The organism is Streptomyces sp. NPDC003032, assembly GCF_053591415.1.
On record NZ_JBSFTT010000002.1, the window covers coordinates 401,379 to 419,159 of the forward strand.

The 17,781-nt window shown below is 72.4% G+C and carries 13 protein-coding genes; 8 read left to right on the forward strand and 5 right to left on the reverse strand.

All coding sequences use genetic code 11. The features are described from left to right. Nucleotides 1-39: 39 nt before the first annotated feature. Complete coding sequence (locus ACWDZ7_RS04290; protein WP_451794664.1) at nucleotides 40-1,440, reverse strand: MFS transporter; 1,401 nt, start codon at nucleotides 1,438-1,440, stop codon at nucleotides 40-42. 240 nt (nucleotides 1,441-1,680) lie between these two features. Here ACWDZ7_RS04290 and ACWDZ7_RS04295 point away from each other — a divergent pair, with 240 nt between their 5' ends. After that, nucleotides 1,681-3,321 carry a GMC oxidoreductase gene (locus ACWDZ7_RS04295; protein ID WP_451794665.1) on the forward strand — a complete coding sequence of 547 codons (1,641 nt, stop codon included), beginning with the start codon at nucleotides 1,681-1,683 and terminating at the stop codon, nucleotides 3,319-3,321. A gap of 3 nt (nucleotides 3,322-3,324) precedes the next feature. Here the strand turns inward: ACWDZ7_RS04295 and ACWDZ7_RS04300 are convergent, their stop codons facing one another. Beyond that, entirely contained in the window at nucleotides 3,325-3,816 is a 492-nt protein-coding gene (locus tag ACWDZ7_RS04300; RefSeq protein ID WP_451794667.1) for a carboxymuconolactone decarboxylase family protein, read from the reverse strand. A 3-nt stretch (nucleotides 3,817-3,819) separates the two neighbouring features. Beyond that, complete coding sequence (locus tag ACWDZ7_RS04305) at nucleotides 3,820-4,896, reverse strand: NAD(P)H-dependent amine dehydrogenase family protein (protein WP_451794669.1); 1,077 nt, start codon at nucleotides 4,894-4,896, stop codon at nucleotides 3,820-3,822. A gap of 138 nt (nucleotides 4,897-5,034) precedes the next feature. Between ACWDZ7_RS04305 and ACWDZ7_RS04310 the strand changes: the two genes are divergently transcribed. Next, entirely contained in the window at nucleotides 5,035-7,809 is a 2,775-nt protein-coding gene (locus ACWDZ7_RS04310; RefSeq protein WP_451794670.1) for a helix-turn-helix transcriptional regulator, read from the forward strand. 426 nt (nucleotides 7,810-8,235) lie between these two features. On the opposite strand, the gene ACWDZ7_RS04315 is transcribed toward ACWDZ7_RS04310, so the two are convergent. Further along, the gene (locus ACWDZ7_RS04315) at nucleotides 8,236-8,979 is read right to left on the reverse strand and encodes a 3-hydroxybutyrate dehydrogenase (RefSeq protein ID WP_451794786.1); all 744 of its coding nucleotides are present in this window, start codon (nucleotides 8,977-8,979) and stop codon (nucleotides 8,236-8,238) included. A gap of 289 nt (nucleotides 8,980-9,268) precedes the next feature. Between ACWDZ7_RS04315 and ACWDZ7_RS04320 the strand changes: the two genes are divergently transcribed. The 6 genes from ACWDZ7_RS04320 to ACWDZ7_RS04345 all read left to right on the forward strand — a co-directional run bounded on the left by ACWDZ7_RS04320 (nucleotide 9,269) and on the right by ACWDZ7_RS04345 (nucleotide 16,797). Next, on the forward strand, nucleotides 9,269-10,012 hold the full coding sequence (locus ACWDZ7_RS04320) for a Clp protease N-terminal domain-containing protein (protein WP_451794672.1): 744 nt from the start codon (nucleotides 9,269-9,271) through the stop codon (nucleotides 10,010-10,012). Between the two features lie 115 nt (nucleotides 10,013-10,127). After that, nucleotides 10,128-11,333: a radical SAM protein gene (locus ACWDZ7_RS04325; protein WP_451794674.1), complete on the forward strand. Its 1,206-nt coding sequence runs from the start codon at nucleotides 10,128-10,130 to the stop codon at nucleotides 11,331-11,333. 6 nt (nucleotides 11,334-11,339) lie between these two features. Further along, on the forward strand, nucleotides 11,340-13,499 hold the full coding sequence (locus tag ACWDZ7_RS04330; RefSeq protein ID WP_451794676.1) for a DegT/DnrJ/EryC1/StrS family aminotransferase: 2,160 nt from the start codon (nucleotides 11,340-11,342) through the stop codon (nucleotides 13,497-13,499). Then, nucleotides 13,496-14,704, forward strand: a complete 1,209-nt coding sequence (locus tag ACWDZ7_RS04335) for a hypothetical protein (protein WP_451794678.1) — start codon at nucleotides 13,496-13,498, stop codon at nucleotides 14,702-14,704. The genes ACWDZ7_RS04330 and ACWDZ7_RS04335 overlap by 4 nt, the downstream gene beginning before the upstream one ends. 8 nt (nucleotides 14,705-14,712) lie before the next feature. Continuing rightward, nucleotides 14,713-15,855, forward strand: coding sequence for a hypothetical protein (locus ACWDZ7_RS04340; RefSeq protein ID WP_451794680.1), 1,143 nt, complete (start codon nucleotides 14,713-14,715; stop codon nucleotides 15,853-15,855). 21 nt (nucleotides 15,856-15,876) lie between these two features. Continuing rightward, a complete protein-coding gene (locus ACWDZ7_RS04345) occupies nucleotides 15,877-16,797 on the forward strand; it encodes a phytanoyl-CoA dioxygenase family protein (RefSeq protein WP_451794681.1) in 921 nt (306 codons plus the stop codon). 20 nt (nucleotides 16,798-16,817) lie between these two features. Here ACWDZ7_RS04345 and ACWDZ7_RS04350 read toward each other — a convergent pair whose 3' ends face one another. Then, nucleotides 16,818-17,771 carry a Gfo/Idh/MocA family protein gene (locus ACWDZ7_RS04350; protein WP_451794683.1) on the reverse strand — a complete coding sequence of 318 codons (954 nt, stop codon included), beginning with the start codon at nucleotides 17,769-17,771 and terminating at the stop codon, nucleotides 16,818-16,820. Nucleotides 17,772-17,781 lie beyond the last annotated feature (10 nt).

Genomic DNA, 17,781 nt, shown 5'->3' on the forward strand with positions numbered 1-17,781 from the left:
CCGCCCCCGCGCCGACGGAGGCAGGCCGCGGCAAGGCCCTCAGCCGCCGAGCCGTACCGCGCCCTGCTGTTCCGTCGCCGGGGCCGGGGCCGGGGCCGGGGCTTCGGGGTCCGCCGCCTCGTCCTCGGAGAGGTCCCGTCCCCGCGTCTCCCTGGCGAACCATACGGTCACGGCGGTGATGAGGGCCGCGCAGGACATGTAGAGGGCGACGGGGAGCGCCGAGTCGTAGTCCCTGAGGAGTTCCACGGCGATGATCGGCGCGAGCGCCCCGCCGATGATCGAGGCGAGCTGGGAGCCCATCGAGGCGCCCGAGTAGCGGACCTTGGTGTCGAACATCTCGGAGATGAACGCGGCCTGCGGACCGTACATCGCGCCATGGAAGAGCAGCCCGACGGTGACCGCGAGCGCGATGACGGGGAAGGACCGCGAGTCGAGCAGCGCGAAGAACGCGAAGGCCCAGCCGGCCATCCCGAGCGCGCCGATCAGGGTGACCGGACGGCGCCCGACGCGGTCGGAGAGCGCGCCCCACAGAGGGATGGTGACGAAGTGGACGGCGGACCCGATGAGCACCGCGTTGAGCGCGTCGCTCTTGGGAAGTTCCAGGTGCACGGTGACATAGACGAGGACGAAGGCCGTGATGACGTAGTACGAGATGTTCTCGCCGAACCGGGTGCCGATGGCGGTGAGCACCTCCCGCCAGCTCCTGCGGAACACCTCGACCACGGGCGGCTTCTCCTGGACGCCCGCCGCGGCGGCGGCCCGCGCCTTCTTCTGCGCCTCCAGGAAGACGGGCGACTCGGTGACCGAGATGCGGATCCACAGGCCGATCATCACGAGGACCCCGGAGAGCAGGAAGGGCACGCGCCAGCCCCAGGCGAGGAAGGCCTCCTCGGACTGGACGGCGGCCAGCAGAGCGAGCACCCCGGTGGCGAGGAGGTTTCCGCCGGGGGCGCCGGCCTGGGGCCAGGACGCCCAGAAGCCGCGGCTCTTGTCGCCGCCGTGCTCGGAGACCAGGAGCACCGCGCCGCCCCACTCGCCGCCGAGCGCGAAGCCCTGCACGAGCCGCAGCACGGTCAGCAGGATCGGCGCGCCGACGCCGATGCTCGCGTGGGTGGGGAGCAGTCCCATCGCGAACGTGGCGCCGCCCATCAGCAGCAGGCTGATGACGAGCAGCTTCTTGCGGCCCATCCGGTCGCCGTAGTGCCCGAAGACGACGCCGCCGAGGGGCCGGGCGGCGAAGCCCACCGCGTAGGTGAGGAAGGAGAGCAGCGTGCCGACCAGGGGGTCGCTGGACGGGAAGAAGAGGGTGTTGAAGACCAGCGCGGCGGCGGAGCCGTAGAGGAAGAAGTCGTACCACTCGATGGTGGTGCCGACGAGGCTGGCCGCCACGATGCGGCTGATGCCGGCGCGGGTCGGCGGAGCGGTTCCTTGCGAGGCCATGTGCACCACTTCCAGTCATTCCGTCAGGGACGCCGCGGGGACGCTTCCGTACCGGCACAAGGTAGGAAACCGCAGTTCAGTGGCGTATATGGCGGACCACCATGGTTCTGCGGCCCGTGGTGTGACCGGACACCATGAGAGGTGCGGGACCGGACAGAAGTTACTTTTAGGTATGGCGTGACTTCCCATGTGGACGGCAGTAGAACTCGTTTCCATTCCATCGAGAGTGAGGAAAGTCACATGGAGCGCGCACCCTTACCTGGCAACGGGACTGGCGGTCTGTCACGTCGAAAATTCATCACTGGAACAGGTTCCGTTCTCGGGGCCGTCGCGCTCGCGGGCCAGGCAGGCCCGGCCAGGGCGAGAGCCACCGCGGCCGCCCCGCTCGCGGACGGCGCACGCGTCCCCGCCCTCGTGATCGGCACCGGCTACGGCGGCTCCGTCGCCGCCCTGCGGCTCGCCGAGGCGGGCGTCGACGTGCACATGGCCGAGATGGGCATGGCCTGGGACACCCCGGGCTCCGACGGCAAGATCTTCGCCAACACCACGAGTCCGGACATCCGTTCCTACTGGCTGCGCACCAGGACCAAGCAGCCCCTGAGCGACTTCCTCGGCTTCCCGCTCGACAAGGACGTGCCGCGCCACACGGGCATCCTGGACGCCGAGGAGTTCGGCGGCATCACCGTCTACCAGGGCCGGGGCGTCGGCGGCGGCTCGCTGGTCAACGGCGGCATGGCGGTCACGCCGAGGCGCGAGTTCTTCGGCGCCGTGCTGCCCACGGTGGACGCCGGGGAGATGTACGGCACTTACTACCCGCGCGCCAACGCGGGGCTCGGCGTGAGCACCATCGACCCGGCCTGGTTCGAGACGGCCGACTGCTACCAGTACGCCCGCGTCGGCCGCAAGCACGCCCAGCGCTCCGGCTTCCCGTTCGTCTTCGTGCCCGACGTGTACGACTGGGACTACATGAAGCGGGAGCAGGCGGGCACCGCCACCAGATCGGCGCTGGCCGGGGAGATCCTATACGGCAACAACCACGGCAAGAAGTCGCTCCAGCAGACCTATCTCGCCCGCGCCGAAGCGACCGGGCGTGTCACCATCTCGCCGCTGCACAAGGTCACTTCGGTCACCCCGGCGGCCGGCGGCGGCTACACGGTCACGATCGACCAGATCGACACCGGCGGGGGCACCGTCGCCACCAAGGAGGTGACGGCCGACAAGGTGTTCTTCGCCGCGGGCAGCGTCGGCACCAGCAAGCTCCTGGTCGAGCTGAGGGCGACGGGCGCGCTGCCCCGCCTCAACGCCGAGGTCGGCAAGGGCTGGGGCGACAACGGCAACGTCATGTGCGGGCGCGCCAACCACATGTGGGACGCGACCGGCAGGCTCCAGTCGTCCATCCCCACGGCAGGCATCGACAACTGGGCGGCGGGCGGCGCGTTCGCCGAGGTGGCGCCGCTGCCGACCGGGATCGAGACGTACGCCTCGTTCTATCTGTCGATCACCAAGAACCCGCACCGCGCCGAGTTCTCCTGGAACGCGGCGGCGGGCCGGGCGGAGCTGAACTGGCAGACCGCCTGGAAGAAGGCCTCCATCGACGCCGCCAGGACGATCTTCGACAAGATCAACGCCAAGGAGGGCACGATCTACCGCACCGATCTCTTCGGCACGTACAAGATCTGGGGCGACCACCTCACGTACCACCCGCTGGGCGGAGCGGTCCTCGGCAAGGCCACCGACAACTACGGCCGTCTGCATGGCCATCCCGGGCTCTATGTCATCGACGGCGCGCTGATTCCCGGCAACACCGGCGTCAATCCGTTCGTGACCATCACGGCGCTCGCCGAGCGGAACATCGAGCGGATCGCCGCCGCCGACCTGTGAGCGTCATGGCTTGGGCAGTACGCAGACCGTGTCGAGGCCGAGCACATGATTGAGCCGGCCGAACGCCAGCCACGACCCGATGCTCATGCTCAGCTCCACGATCTGGGCCTGGCTGTAGTGCGCGGTCATCCGCGTCCAGAACTCGTCGTCGAGGTGGTGGTGGTCCAGGGCGTACCGCTCGGCGTACTCCGCGGCCAGCCTCGTGCGGTCGTCGAAGGCGTCGGTGGTGCGCCACCGGGTCACCGCGTCGGCGAACCCCTCCTCGACCTTGTCCCCGTCGCGCTCGGTGCGCCAGTCCAGACAGAAGGCGCAGCCGTTGATCTGCGCGACGCGCAGCCGCGCCGCCTCGAACTCGCGCAGGCCCAAGGTCGTATGGGCGTAGACCGCGAGCGAGAAGTTCGACGCGGCCGTGCCGATCTCGGGGACCATCTCGCCCCATACGTACGGGATCGCGTCCTGCCCCTCGGGGATGTCGATGCGCGGGGGTCCACCCATGGGTCACTTCCTTCCGAGGCGGCCCGCCGCCGGGCGCAGCGGGACGTCGAGCGCGTCGTAGAGGCCGGGTCCGGCGTCCACGAGCCAGTCGATGGCGTTGACCAGACGGCCGACGGCGGTGGCGTTGCCGCCCGCCGAGCGGTTCTCGTCCTCGTCCGTGGCCTCGACCGTGACCTCGATACGGGGACGGCCCTCGACGATCACGCGGTGGGCGCCGTCGCCGCCGCCGGGCGGGAGCGGCCAGTCCGGCGCGCAGGACGGGTGGATGCGGGTGACGTGCTCGATGACGATACGGGGTTCGCCCTCGACGATGCCCCGCACCTCGAAGCGGACGGCGCCCTGGGTGCCCCGGGCGAACTCCCCCATCGTCCGGGTGCGCACCGTCGCGTCGAGCGCGCGCCGGTCCGACGTCTCGCGGATCTCGTCCAGTCGCACGCCGAGCGCCCTCGCCATCAGGCGGATCTGGCCGCCCCACACCATCGTCGGGACCGACGGCGCCAGCATCGGCGGCTCGTACTCCAACGGTTGGCCCATGCCGATCAGTTGGCGGACCGAGTTTTCTTGGTCGTACGTGGTGTAGTCGAAGATCTCCTGGCAGCGGATCGCGTCGATGGTGGTGCCGAGTCCGCTGATCAGCAGGGGCAGTACGTCGTTGCCCCAGCCCGGGTCCACGCCCGAGGCGAAGAGTGAGCCGCCGCCCTCCGCGACGGCGGCGAGGACCGGGTCCCTGAACTCCGGCGGCGCGCCGCGCCGGTCGTAGAGCGGGTACAGGGCGGGCGTGACGACCACGGCGCCCGCCCGGACGGCCTTGACGACGTCGTGGAGGGCGTCGTCGGGGCGCAGGTCGCCGGAGGCGGCGTAGACGACGGCCCGTGGCCCGGCGGCGAGGACCGCGTCGACGTCGTCCGTCGCCGCGAGGCCCAACGCCCTCCCGAAGCCCGCGAGTTCCCCCGCGTCACGGCCGACCTTCTCCGGACTGTGCACGAGCACGGCCGTGAGCGTCAGCGCCGGATGGGCCTCGACGGCACGGACGGCCGCGCGGCCGACATTGCCGGTGCCCCAGACCACCGTGGGAATCATGCGCGGAGGGTAGCGGCAGGACCTGACGGAAGACAGAGCCAAGTCCGCGCGGCCTTTGGTGAGTTGGGTCCCGCCTTGAGAGAGATACGTCCCGTTCGGCGCCTCCGCGAAGTCATGTACCGCCGGTACGCTGAACGCATGCTCCTGGGGCGTTCCTTGGAATGCGCACGTCTTCTCGCTCTCATCGACAAGGCACGCGGGGGCGAGAGCGGCGCCCTGCTCATCCGCGGGGAGGCCGGGATCGGCAAGACCAGCCTCCTCACCTACGTGGTCGAGCAGGCCGACGACCTGCTGCGGCTCGGCACGCGCGGCGTCGAGGTCGAGTCGGACCTGCCCTATGTGGGCCTCGCCGATCTGCTGCGGCCCGTGCTGCACTTCCTCGACCGCATCCCGGAGCGCCAGGCCGCCGCCCTCACCGGGGCCCTGGCGCTCGGGCCCGCCGTCGCCCAGGACCGCTTCGCGGTGGCCGCGGGCACGCTCAGCCTGCTCGGCGCGCTCGCCGAGGAGGGCCCGGTCCTGGTCACCGTCGACGACACGCAGTGGCTCGACCCGTACTCCCTGGACGCCCTCGCCTTCGCCACCCGCAGGCTCGGCCGCGAGGGCGTCGTCGTGCTGTTCACCTCGCGCGACGAACTGGAGGAAGCGGCGTCCCGGCTCGCCTCCGTCGAGACCATGACCCTCGGCGGGCTCGACGCCGAGTCCGCGCACCGCCTGATCGCCGAGGAGGGCACCGCCGAACTGACCGAGCGGGAGGCGGCCCGGCTGCTCGCGGAGGCGCGCGGCAACCCCCTCGCGCTCATCGAACTGCCCGCCCTGCTCGCCGGGAGCGGCGCGGGCGGCGACGACGCCGACGCCGGAGCGCCCCTGCCCATCGGGGAGCTGCTCGCGCACACCTTCGGCAGCGCCGTGGCCCGGCTGCCCCAGGAGGCACAGGACGCGATGCTGCTCCTCGCGGTCCTCGGCACCCGGCCGCTGGCGGGCACCGAGGCGGCGCTGCGGGCCCACGGACTCAGCTACGAATCGCTCGAGGCGGCCGAGGCGGCGGGCCTGGTCGTCGAGGAGCAGGACGGGTACGCCTTCCGGCACCCGCTGGTCCGCTCGGCGGTCTACCACGGCGCGACGCCCGTGCGCAGACGGCGGGCCCACCACGCCATCGCCCGCTCCCTCCAAGGCGCCACCGCGCCCGCCCTCGAGCAGTACGCGTGGCATCTGGCCGCCTCCGGCGCGGAGCCGGACGAGCACGTGGCCTCGCTCCTGGAGAACGCCGCGTCCGGCGCGCCCGACACCCTCGCGTACCCCCTGGCCTCCCGGCTGTACGAGCGTGCCGCGCGGTTCACGCCGGCCGGGCAGCGCAAGGCGGAGCGGCTGCTGTGCGCGGCCCGCGCCTCACAGGCCGCGGGGTCCCTCGACGAGGCCGCCGCGATCCTGGACCGTGCCCTGGAGCACGCCGAACAGCTCGGCACGCGGCTCGACATCCGCCAGCTGCGCTGCTACCTCGATGTGCAGCGCGGGCAGCCGACCCGGTCGCGGGAGCTGCTGCGGGCGGCGGTCGACGAGGCGGAGAAGGTCGACCCGGCGCTCGCCGCGGTGATGCATGGAGGCATCGCGCTCACCGAGCTGGCGGTCGGCGACCTCACCGCGGCCCGGGGCAGCTCGGCGGCGGCGATGGAGCTGGCCGACTCCGCCCACCAGACGCTGCTGCCGGTGCGGCTCCTGCGCACCCTGGTGCTGCTGCTCGGCGGCGACGCGGACGCGGGCCGCTCGCTCCTGCGCGAGCTGGCGGGGCCCTTGGCCTCACCCGATCCGGCCTTCCCCTACCCGCTCTCGGGCGTCGGCGGTCTCTGCCATCTCGCGGCGGAGGAACTCGACGAGGCGCATGGGCTGCTCGACCGCGCCGCGTACACCGCGCGCGGCTCCAGCGCGGTGGGGCTCCTCTCCCATCTGCTGTGCACGCTGTCCGTGGTGGAGTTCTGGCGGGGCCGCTGGAGCCCCTCGCTGGCGCACGCCGACGAGGCCGTGCGGCTCGCCGAGGCCACCGGGCGGCTGATCGAGGTGCCGCGCGGCCTGGCCTCCCTGGCAAGGACCGAGGCCGCGCTCAACCGCGAGGCGGACTGCCGGCGGCACGCGGCACAGGCCATGGAGTGGGCCGCCTCCACCGAGCTGCCGATGGACGCGGCGCGGGCGCGCGGCGCGCTCGGCCTCCTGGAGCTGGGCCTCGGCCGCTTCGAGGAGGCGGTGCACCGCCTGGAGGAGGTACGGGCCTTCTCCCGGACGCACGGCAGGGGCGACGGCCTTTATCTGACGTGGGCCGCGGACCTGGCGGACGCGTACGTCCATCTGCACATGACCCCCGAGGCGCGTGAGGTGCTCGACGTTCTGGAGTACGAGGCGGGGCGCGGGCACCGTCCGGTCACCGCGGGGGCCGCGGCGCGCTGCCGGGGCCTGCTCGAACCGGACGACGCCGAGCAGCACATGCGGCGCTCCCTCGCGCTGCTCGCCGAGCGTCCGGTGCCCTTCGAGCGGGGGCGCACCGAGTTCGCGTGGGGCGAGCAGCTGCGCAGACAGGGCAGGCGCAGCGAGGCCCGTCGCCTTCTGGAGCGCGCCCTCGCCACGTTCGAGCGGCTCGGCGCGACGGGGTGGGCGGCGCGGGTGGCCGCCGAGCTGCACGCGGCGGGCGGCACGGAAGTGCGCCCGGAGCGGGCTCCGTTGGAGCGGCTGACGCCGCAGGAGATGCAGGTCGCGCTGGTGGTGGGCCGGGGTCTGACCAACCACGAGGTGGCGGAGCGGCTCTTCCTCAGCGTCAAGACGGTCGAGTTCCATCTGAGCAACATCTACCGCAAGCTCGACGGGGTGCACCGCAGGGCGCAGCTCGTGCGGCTGCTGGCGCAGGCGTCGGAGGCCTCGACGGTCTGACGGTCCGGGCCGGGTCAGGTCGGGTCCTGCCGGGTCGGCCATGCCGCGCGCCCCGAGCGGGGGTGCCTTGCCCGGCACCCCCTCCCCCGCCTCGCGGCGGTCGCCCCCCGTCGCCGGGCGGCCCGTCCAGACGTACACCCCCGTAGTACGTCCGACCACCGGTCCTGCTTCCCCGTAACCGGTGTTCCGGGCCCGCCGCGGCTCCGCGACCGTGGAACCACCATGGCCCCGTACGGGCCAGGGTGCGACCGTGAAAACCCTGGGGTACCGGGGTGGGGTCCGCGGTGGGCGTCGTGGGCCGGCGGGTCGGGCGGGGCGGATGGGGCGTGGATTCACGGACAGGGGCGCGATGAGGCGGTGGTTCCGCCGTTCAACCAACGAGGGCGGGGCCCGGACCCAGGGTTTTCCTCGGGCGGCCCGCGGTGGTCAACTCGCTCCCCAGCCGCCGTCGACGGGAAGCGAGGCGCCGGTGAGGTAGCCGGTGTGCGGCCCGCAGAGCCAGACGGTGACGGCGGCGACCTCGGCGGGTTCGATGAGCCGCTTGATCGCGGAACGGCCGAGCAGGACGTCCGTGACGACGTCCTCGGGCGCGATGCCGTGCAGGGCCGCCTGGTCGGCGATCTGCCCCTCGACCAACGGCGTACGCACATAACCGGGGTTGACGCAGTTGGAGGTCACGCCGTGCGCGGCGCCTTCGAGGGCGGCGACCTTGCTCAGCCCCTCCAGGCCGTGCTTGGCGGCGACGTACGCGGACTTGAAGGGGCTGGCCCGCAGCCCGTGCACGCTGGAGATGTTCACCACGCGGCCCCAGCCCCGCCGGTACATGTGCGGCAGGCAGTGCCTGAGGAGCAGGAAGGGCGCGGTGACCATCAGCCGCTGGATCAGTTCGAAGCGGGCGGGCGGGAAGTCCTCGATGGGCGCGACGTGCTGGGTCCCCGCGCTGTTGACCAGGATGTCGACGGCGGCGGGCAGCGCGCGGAGGGCATCGGCGTCGGTGAGGTCCACGGCGTGCGCCACCCCGCCGATGGCATCCGCGACGGCCTTGGCCGCTTCCGCGTCGACGTCGGCGACATGGACCAGCCCACCCGCGGCGGCGAACGCCTCGGCACAGGCCCGGCCGATACCGCTGCCGCCGCCGGTCACCAGGACGGTGCGTCCGCTGAGGTCCACGGCGCCGGTACGCGAGTGCGGGTGCGGGTGCGCGGCGCGTGCGGCCGGGGAGCCGTCGGGGCCGGGGGGTTCGCTCGTCATGCCTGGAACGCTAGAGAGGCGGGGCGGGGTCCTCCCATGGTCGCGGGCACCACAGTGCGGGGTGTTCGAGTGTGGGCGGCGCCTGTACGGGGGCGCGGGGCGCGCGGGGCAGGGCCGAGGGCCCCGGCGGCGACCTTCGTACCGTTCGACTCGACCACGATGTCAACCAAGGGTTGACGGTCCCCAACTGTCAACCTACGGTTGTCACATGACGAACACAGACGGCAGCACCACACCCCCGCCCACCGTCCGACTCGACGACCTCATCGAAGCCATCAAGAAGGTCCACACGGACGCCCTCGACCAGCTCTCCGACGCGGTCATCGCCGCCGACCACCTCGGCGACGTCGCCGACCACCTCATCGGCCACTTCGTGGACCAGGCACGCCGCTCCGGCGCCTCCTGGACCGACATCGGCAAGAGCATGGGCGTCACCCGGCAGGCCGCCCAGAAGCGGTTCGTGCCCAAGAAGCCGGGCGAGTCGGGCGACCTCGACCCCAGCCAGGGCTTCAGCCGCTTCACGCCGCGCGCCAGGAACGTCGCGATGGCCGCGCACAACGAGGCCAAGGCGGCCCACCACGACGAGATCCGCACCGAGCATCTGATCCTGGGCCTGCTGAGCGAGCCGGACGGCCTCGCCGCCAAGGCGATCACCGCGCAGGGCGTCTCCCTGGAGGACGTCCGCCGGGTGGCCCTGGACGCGCTGCCGGAGACGGCCGCCGCGGTGCCCGAGCTGGTGCCGTACGACGCGGAGGCCCGCAAGGTACTCGAATTGACGTTCCGTGAGGCGCTGCGCCTCGGCCACAACCACGTCGGGACCGAGCACATCCTGTTGGCGCTGATCGAATTCGAGGACGGCCAGGGCCCGCTCACCGGTCTCGGCCTCGACAGGGAAGCCCTTTCGGCCTCCATCGCCGAGTTCCTGACGAATCCGGGCACGGCCTCCGCCTAGCTACCGCGTTGTCCAGACCCGTTGTCTAGACCCATTGACAGCCCCGGTGGCGCTCCCTAATGTCGCAAGGAGTCTCGAACAGCGTAAACGCACACCAAGCATGCGTGGGGGGTTCGTGAACAGCACACCCGGTGCCGGCGACATCAAAATGGCAGCCCCCCAAAACCGCGAAGGACTGCCGATCGTCAGTCTCGATCAGGCGCACTCACCACAGAAGGTCCTCGCCCACGGCGACTTGCTGCGGCGGTTCGTTGCGGACCAGGAGATCAAGCCCGTCCATATGCGGATCGGCATCATGGGCGCCTGCAATATGCGGTGCAATTTCTGCAACTTCCACTCGCCCAACGAAGAGCAGTTCTACGACCTGTTCTCGTTCAAGGACTCGATCGCCACCGACAAGGCGGTCACCCTGCTGCGCGAGTTCGCCGAGAACGACGGCCGTGCCGTGACCTTCTGCGGCAGCGGCGAGTGCACCATCCACCCCGGGTACAGCGACATCTGCCGGGCCGGGCACGCGGCAGGGCTGCGGATCGGGCTGATCACCAACGGTTCGCGGCTCGGCCGCCCGAAGGTCGCCGCCTGCGTCGCCGAGACCCACACCTGGGTCCGCATCGGCCTGAACGCGGGCACGGAGGCGACGTTCGACGACATCACCCGTGACCGCGAGCAGACGTTCTCGCAGTTCATCGGGTCGGTCGGCAGGCTCAGGGAGAACGCCGTCGACCCCGACTTCCGCATCGGCTTCAACTACGTGATCACCCTGCAGAATTACCGGGAGATCATGGAAGCGGCCCATATCGCCCGGGAATCCGGCGCCCATTACGTGCGTTTCGAACCGGAGTTCTACAGCGCACTCGGTCACGAGACCATCGAATCGGTGATGCCGGAGATCTCCGACTCCCTCACCAGGGCCGCCGCACTCTCCACCGACGCCTTCGAAGTGTCGGTGCCCAAGCTGGACCGCGGCCCGATGGACCAGGTCGAGGAGGTCGAGGGCGACTTCGAGCGCTGCCACTACAGCCGTTTCGTCACGGCGGTCGGCGCCGACGGAAATCTCTATCCGTGCCCCCAGGTGCATCTCAACAGCCGCTATCTCATCGGCAATGTCATCGAACAGGGATACGCCGAGGTGCTCGAAGGCGGCCCGCGCGCCGAATGGGAGGCGTCCAACCCGCGCAGGACCGACCTGTGCAAATCATGTTTCTACCGCCCCCAGAACGAACTCCTGGAACTCCTCAAACGCGGCCAGATCAAACTGGACGAGGCCCTGGACGCGTACGCGCTCGAAGTGCCGAGCACTCTGCACGGCGATTTCGTCTGAGCGCGCATGCAGCTCCGTCACGTCCACCGGCTCCTCGCCGCCGAGCCGGCCCAGCGACGCACGACCTTCGACGGCACAGACGCCCACTTGGCCCATTCACAGCACCTGCGCTCCCTCGTCGAGCGGCTGGCCCGTGTCGAGCGAGCGCCTCTCGTCGTCACCGACGCCAGAAAGGCGGTGCGGGACGGGCTGCACCGCGAGCAGCTGGTACTCGACTCGCCCGTACGCGGCTCCTTCCACGGCACCCTGCTCGCACCGCCCGGCGCCGCGCCCGGCCCGGCCGTCCTGGTCCTCGGCGGCAAGAACGCGCGCCTCGGCCAGCTCACCGGCGCCGAACCCCCGGACCACCCCGACCGCAATGTCGCCGAGCAGCTGGCGCGGGCGGGCTTCGTCACGCTCTCCTTCGACCACGGCATCGGCGGCGGCCTCGACGAGGACCGCAGGGCCGGGCGTGACGAAGGGGCTCTGCTGGCCCACGCGTTCGCGCTCACCGGCCGCTCCCTGCTCGGCGCGCTGGTCGGCGACGCCCTGGGCGCGCTCGACGTCCTCGCGGCGCATCCGCTCGTCGACCCCGACCGCGTCGGCCTGTTCGGGCACAGCCTCGGCGCGGCGGTCGCCCTGCACACCGCGCTGCTCGCCCCCCGACCGGGCCTCCCGCTCTGCGCGGCGAGCCACCTCGGCAGCTACCCGGCCCTGTATGAGCGGCTGTTGACGGGCCACGAGGGTGCGGTGCTCCCCGGCATCCTGGAGTACGCCGACCTGGCCGACCTGTACGGGGCACTCGCCCCGGCCCCTCTCCAGCTCCAGTACGGCACGGCCGACTCCTACCTGGAACCGGCCGACGCCCGAGCGGCGGCGGACAGGGTCCGTGCGGCGTACGGGACGGTCGAGCCCCCTCCCGAGCCCTCTTTCGGGCCCTCTTTCAAGTCCTCTTTGGAGATCCACGAGCTGCCCATGGGGCACGGCACGCACGTCGGCCACGCGGCGGACTTCTTCACCCGAGCCCTGTCCGCCAAGCACACCGCTCCCGGTGAAGTCCCGGCCCAGCGCATTCACTTCGAGGTCGCCGACCGGCGCACCGTGCTCGACCGTGTCGATGCCGCGCTCGCCTCGGGCGTCCTCACACAAGGCCCGCAGGTGGCACGCTTCGAGGAGCTCTCCCGCGCCTGGACCGGCACGGAGACGGCCGCCGTCGCGTCCGGTTCGGCGGCCCTGGAGATCGCGCTGCGGATCATCGGCGTGGCGGGCCGCACCGTGCTCGTGCCCGTCAACACGTTCTTCGCTACCGCCGCTGCCGCGGTGCGCGCCCAGGCGACCGTGCGCTTCGTCGACATCGAACTCGACGGGCTCGGCATGGACCCGGACGCCCTGCGTGCGGCCCTGGACCGGTGTCCCGACACGGCCGCCGTGCTGCCGGTGCACATCGGCGGCATCGTGTCGCCAGCGCTGGATGAGGTCCTCGCGCACTGCCGGGAGCGCGGCATCCCCGTGGTGGAGGACGCCGCCCACGCCTTCGGCGCCACGCTCGACGGGCGTCCGGCGGGCGGCTTCGGCCGGTTCGGCGCCTTCTCGTTCTTCCCCACGAAGGTCGCGGTCAGCGCCGAGGGCGGGCTGCTCTCCGCCGCGCTGCCGGACGACCTTGAGCAGGTGCGGCGCTGGCGCGACCACGGCAAGAGCGCCCAGGGTTCCACGCTGCACGACCGCCCCGGCGGCAACTGGCGGATGAGCGAACTCCACGCGGCCGTGGGCACGGTGGACCTGGAGCGCTTCGCGCACACCCTGTCGGTACGCCGTGAACTCGCCACGCGCTACGACGCGTTGCTCGCCGACCTCCCCGGCATACGGCCGCACGCCGTGCCCGCCGGGTCGGACAGCAACTTCTACAAGTACCTCGCCTATCCCGATCCCGAAGGGCCGCTCGACCGCCCGCTCCTGAGGAAGCGGCTGCGGGAGCGGCACGGGGTGGCGCTGGCCGGTGAGGTCTACGACCATCTGCTGTGCGATCACCCGTACTTCATCACCGGCCGTCAACAGGCCCACAGTGATGGCCCATTCGCGCGGGGCCGCTGGTTCGCCCGTCACCATGTCGCCCTGCCGCTGTACCCGTCGCTCACGGAGGCCGAGCAGGTGCGGGTGGTCGCCGCCCTCCGCGGCGAGCTGTCGTGACCGCGGTGGTCGCCTCGTTCCGCAGGGGCGAGTGGCGGACGTCGCTGGACACCGCCGCGCTCCCCGGCGCGGAGTCCGACGCGGAGTCCGGCGCGAGGTCCGCGTACGGCCTGGCGCTGGTCCCGGAGATCGTCGCCCACGCCGACCGCGGGTGGTGGCAGACCACGCGCCCCGGGCTGCCCCCGCTCACCGGACGCCGTGAACTGCTGCTCGCGGCCGTCGACTTGTTCGGCCGGGGCAGCGTCACGGTCGGTGGCCTCGGCGAGCAGGACGCAGACGGCTTCCGCGCGGCACTGTGGGACACGGCCGGACTGCCCGGGCCACTGGTGGACCGGTGGTGCGCGATGCTCGGCGACGGCCTGCGGAAGAGCGCGAGTCCGCTGAAGAGGGGCGAGGCGCCGTCACCCGACGACGACTTGTCCCTCGTAGCGCTGCCCGGCAACACCTTCACCTGCCTCGACTCCGTCCTCGCGGAGGCCGAGCGCTCGGGGGCCGTCTGGGTGCGTCCGAGCCGACGCGAGCCGCTCTCCGCGGCCCGGCTCGTCGCCGCCCTGCTCGCCGTCGGCTGGCCCGCCGCCCGCATCGGCCTCTACCCGACCGACCAGCGCGGGCTGCACGGCCTGTTGAAGCGCGCCGACCGGCGGGTCGTCTACGGCGGCACCGGTCTCGCCGCGTCGGTCCGCGAGGCACCGGCGCTCACCCTGCACGGCCCCGGACGCGGCTGCGCCCTGGTGCCCGCCGGGATGCCGGTCGACGAGGCCGTGGCGTGGCTGCTGCCCCTGGTCGCGGCCGACTCCGGGCGCTTCTGCAGCAACGTACGCACCATCGTCTGCACGGACCGAGCGCAGAGTTCGGCGCTGGCGTCCTCACTCGCCACCGCGCTCGACGCCATCCCTCCGGATCCGACCGACACGGATTGGCCGCTCACGGTCTTCCGCGAGCCGGAAGCGGCACACCGTGCGCTGCGCTCCGTCCACGACGGCGTGCGTCCGGGCGACCGCATGCTCACCCGCCGGGACCCGGTCGCCCTCGTCGACGGAGCCCCCTGCGTACTGCCCCGCCTGGTGCTGCTCCAGGCGTACGAGGGTCATCCCCTGGTCGGTCACGAGGTGCCCTTCCCGTTCGCCGCCGTCCTCCACGCGGCCCCCGACGCCGTGCGGGCCATCACCGCCGATTCCCTGTTCGTGTACCGCCCAGTGAAGTGAGGCCCCGCATGGCGACAGCCTTCGGCACGCTGACCGACACCCTGCGCGAGCGCGTCCCCGAGCTGGGCGTCGACCTCGACACCTGGACGCGCCGGATGATGCGCTGGCACTTCGGCCCGCGGACGGCGAGCCCCTTCTGGGCCGCCCGGCGCGAGGGCCTCGGCTTCGACCCCGTCAAGGACGTGGACGGCTTCGCCGCGCTGGAACTCTTCGGCCTCTTCGACAAGGCGGAACTGCGCGCCACGCACGCCCGCGACCTGCTCCCCCGCGGGTACCACGGCCGGCCCTTCCGCGTCTTCGAGACCGGCGGCACCACCGGCACGCCCTGCCGGATCGTCAACGTCACACGTCTCGCGTACGACGTGGAGATCTACCGCACCGTGCTGGAGGCGCGCGGCGTGGCCGGTGGCGACGTGCTCGCCATGACGCCGAGCGGCCCGCACGCGTACGGGCACTTCGTGGAGGGGCTCGCGGACAGCTGGCGCGGTGCCGTGCACGCCATCGACTTCGACCCGCGCTGGGTGAAGGCGGCGCTGCGCTCGGGCGGCGAGGCGGACGCGTACACGGCGCACCTGATCGACCAGACCCTGACCCTGCTGGCCGTCGAGCGCCCCTCGCTGCTCTTCACCACCTCGCGGCTTCTCCTGGAGCTGGCGATGCGGCTGCCGCGCCCCCTGCACGCGTACGGCATCCGCGCGGTGTGCACGGGCGGGACCTCCTGCACCGCCGCCGAGGCACAGTTCCTGCGGGAGGAGCACCTGGCGGGCGTGCAGTGGATCGACACCTACGGCAACACGCTGGTCGGGCACGCCCTACAGGCCGACGCGGTGGCGGGCGCGGCGGTGGAAGCGGCGCCCGGCGTGCCGGACGGTGCCGGGCACTCGTACCATCTCCCGCCGCCCTTCGCGGTGTTGAAGGTCGTCGACCCCGCCGACCCGTGGCGCGAGGTCGCCGTCGGCCGGCGTGGCCGCGTACGGGTCACGACCCTCCTCGAAGACCTCTTCCTGCCGAACCTCCTGGAGCGGGACAGTGCGGTGAGGACCGGGCCGCACCCGTGGTTCCCCTGGGACGGGGTGGCCGCCGTGCGGCCCTTCCGGGACTCCCCGGAGGACGGCGAGGGCTCCGCCGAGGCGGTGGAAGGCGTCTACTGACCGACCCGAAGGACACACACCGTGAACTCGTACACTGCGCACCCGTACAACGCGAACTCGTCCAGCGGGAACTCGTACAGCGTGAAGTTGTCGTCGAACGGCGTGCCCGTCCCCTTCACCACGAAGCTCTTCTGCCCGCTGCGCCCCAGCGGGGACCTGCTGTCGCCGAGGGACCCGGCCGCGCTGCGCGCACGGCTGCACGCCGACGGCTATCTGTATCTGCCGGGGCTGCTCGACCGGGCGCGGGTGATGCGGCTGCGCGGCCGGTACTTCTCGCTCTTCCCGCCGGGTCTGCTCGCGGCGGGCAGCGATCCCGAGGAGGGAGTCTTCTCCGGTGAGGTGCCCGCCGAGATCCCGGAGTACGGAGTCGCCGGGCATCCCGCGTACGCGTTCGTGCGCTCCGCGCCCTTCGACCGGTTCGTGAGCGACCCGGCGCTGGCCGTGCTCGCCTCCCAACTTCTCGACTCCCCGGCGCGGATGCTGCCGCGCCGCATCCTGCGCCACTTCCACCGGGGCACGCGCCGGGCCTCGCGCGCCCATGTCGACTTCGACTACATGGACCAGGGCTCGCCGAGCGTCGTCACCTTGTGGATACCCGTGGGCGACTGCCCGCCGCCGACCGGCGCGCTCGTGTATCTGGAGGGCTCCCACCGGCTGGCGCCCGAGGAGTACGCGCCGCTGCGCGACGCCACCGACCGGCCCGGCGAGCGCCGCCAGATCTGTCACGACCTGGAGCTGACCGCCCGTACGCTCGGCCGCCGCTGGCTGTGGGCGGACTTCGCGGCGGGCGATGTGATGGTGCACCTGCCGCACATCATCCACGCGTCCCTGGACACCACGACGGACGCGATGCGGCTCTCCGTCGACGCCCGCTTCGTACGTTCCGACGACACGCCCGATCCACGCTGGCTGCGGACCTGGTCGGCGGACGACGGGGCGTGAGGTCCCGTGCGCCTCGGGGTTCAGTCCTGGAGCGGGACCGGCTTGCCGCCCGACGCGTCCGAGCGTTCCGCGGCCACGATCACGTCGTCGACGAGGCGGGCCTCGGCCACCGGGCACACGGGCGTCCCGCCGGTCCTGACGGCCACCGCGAAGTCGGCGAACAGGGGCTGGTGCGGGTTGGCCGCCGGGGGCAGGAGGAGCGACGGCGCCCCGGTCGGCTCGGCGATCCTTCCCGCGTCGAGTGGGTCGAGCGTCACGGCGCGGCCGCCTCCGGTCAGCTCGACGCGGTCCACCGGCGGGCCTTCGCCCCACTCCATGAGGCAGTGCGCCAGGAGCCCGGACCGCCAGCGCAGGGTGAGTTCGGCCGTCCGTTCCGCCCCTTCGGGGAAGCGGCCCCCGAGCCGGGCCGTCATCTCGTACGGGCGTCCGAAGAGGTGGAGCAGCAGGTCGATCCGGTGACTGCCGGCGTCGGCGAGCACTCCGCCGCCCGACACGGCGGGGTCGGTGCGCCATCGCATCGGGTCGTCGGGGCCCGGCTCGAAGGCGCACCGGAACCGCACCTCCACCCGCTCGGGCGTCCACCCGGCGAGCTGCGTGCGCAGGCGTCGTACGGCGGGCGCGAGCCTGCGGTAGTACGCGACGCCGGCGCACCGCCCGGCCGTGTCCAGCGTGCCGCCCGTGCCGAGGCCCCCGGCGAGCGGCTTCTCGACGAGGACCGGGATTCCGGCGTCCAGGACGGCCCGAGCGAGCGGCACATGGCCCGCTACGGGGGTGGCGACGTACACGGCGTCGACGCCCGCGAACAGCGCTCCCGGGTCGGCGCCGGACCGGGCGACGGCGTACTGCCGGGCGACGCGCGCCGCGCGGGCCGGGTCGCGGCCCCAGAGCGCGACCGGTTCCTCGCCGAGCGCGCGCAGGGCGGGCAGCGCGCGGCGCGTCACGATGTCGCCGTATCCGGCGATGCCCCATCTCACGCGGCGCCCG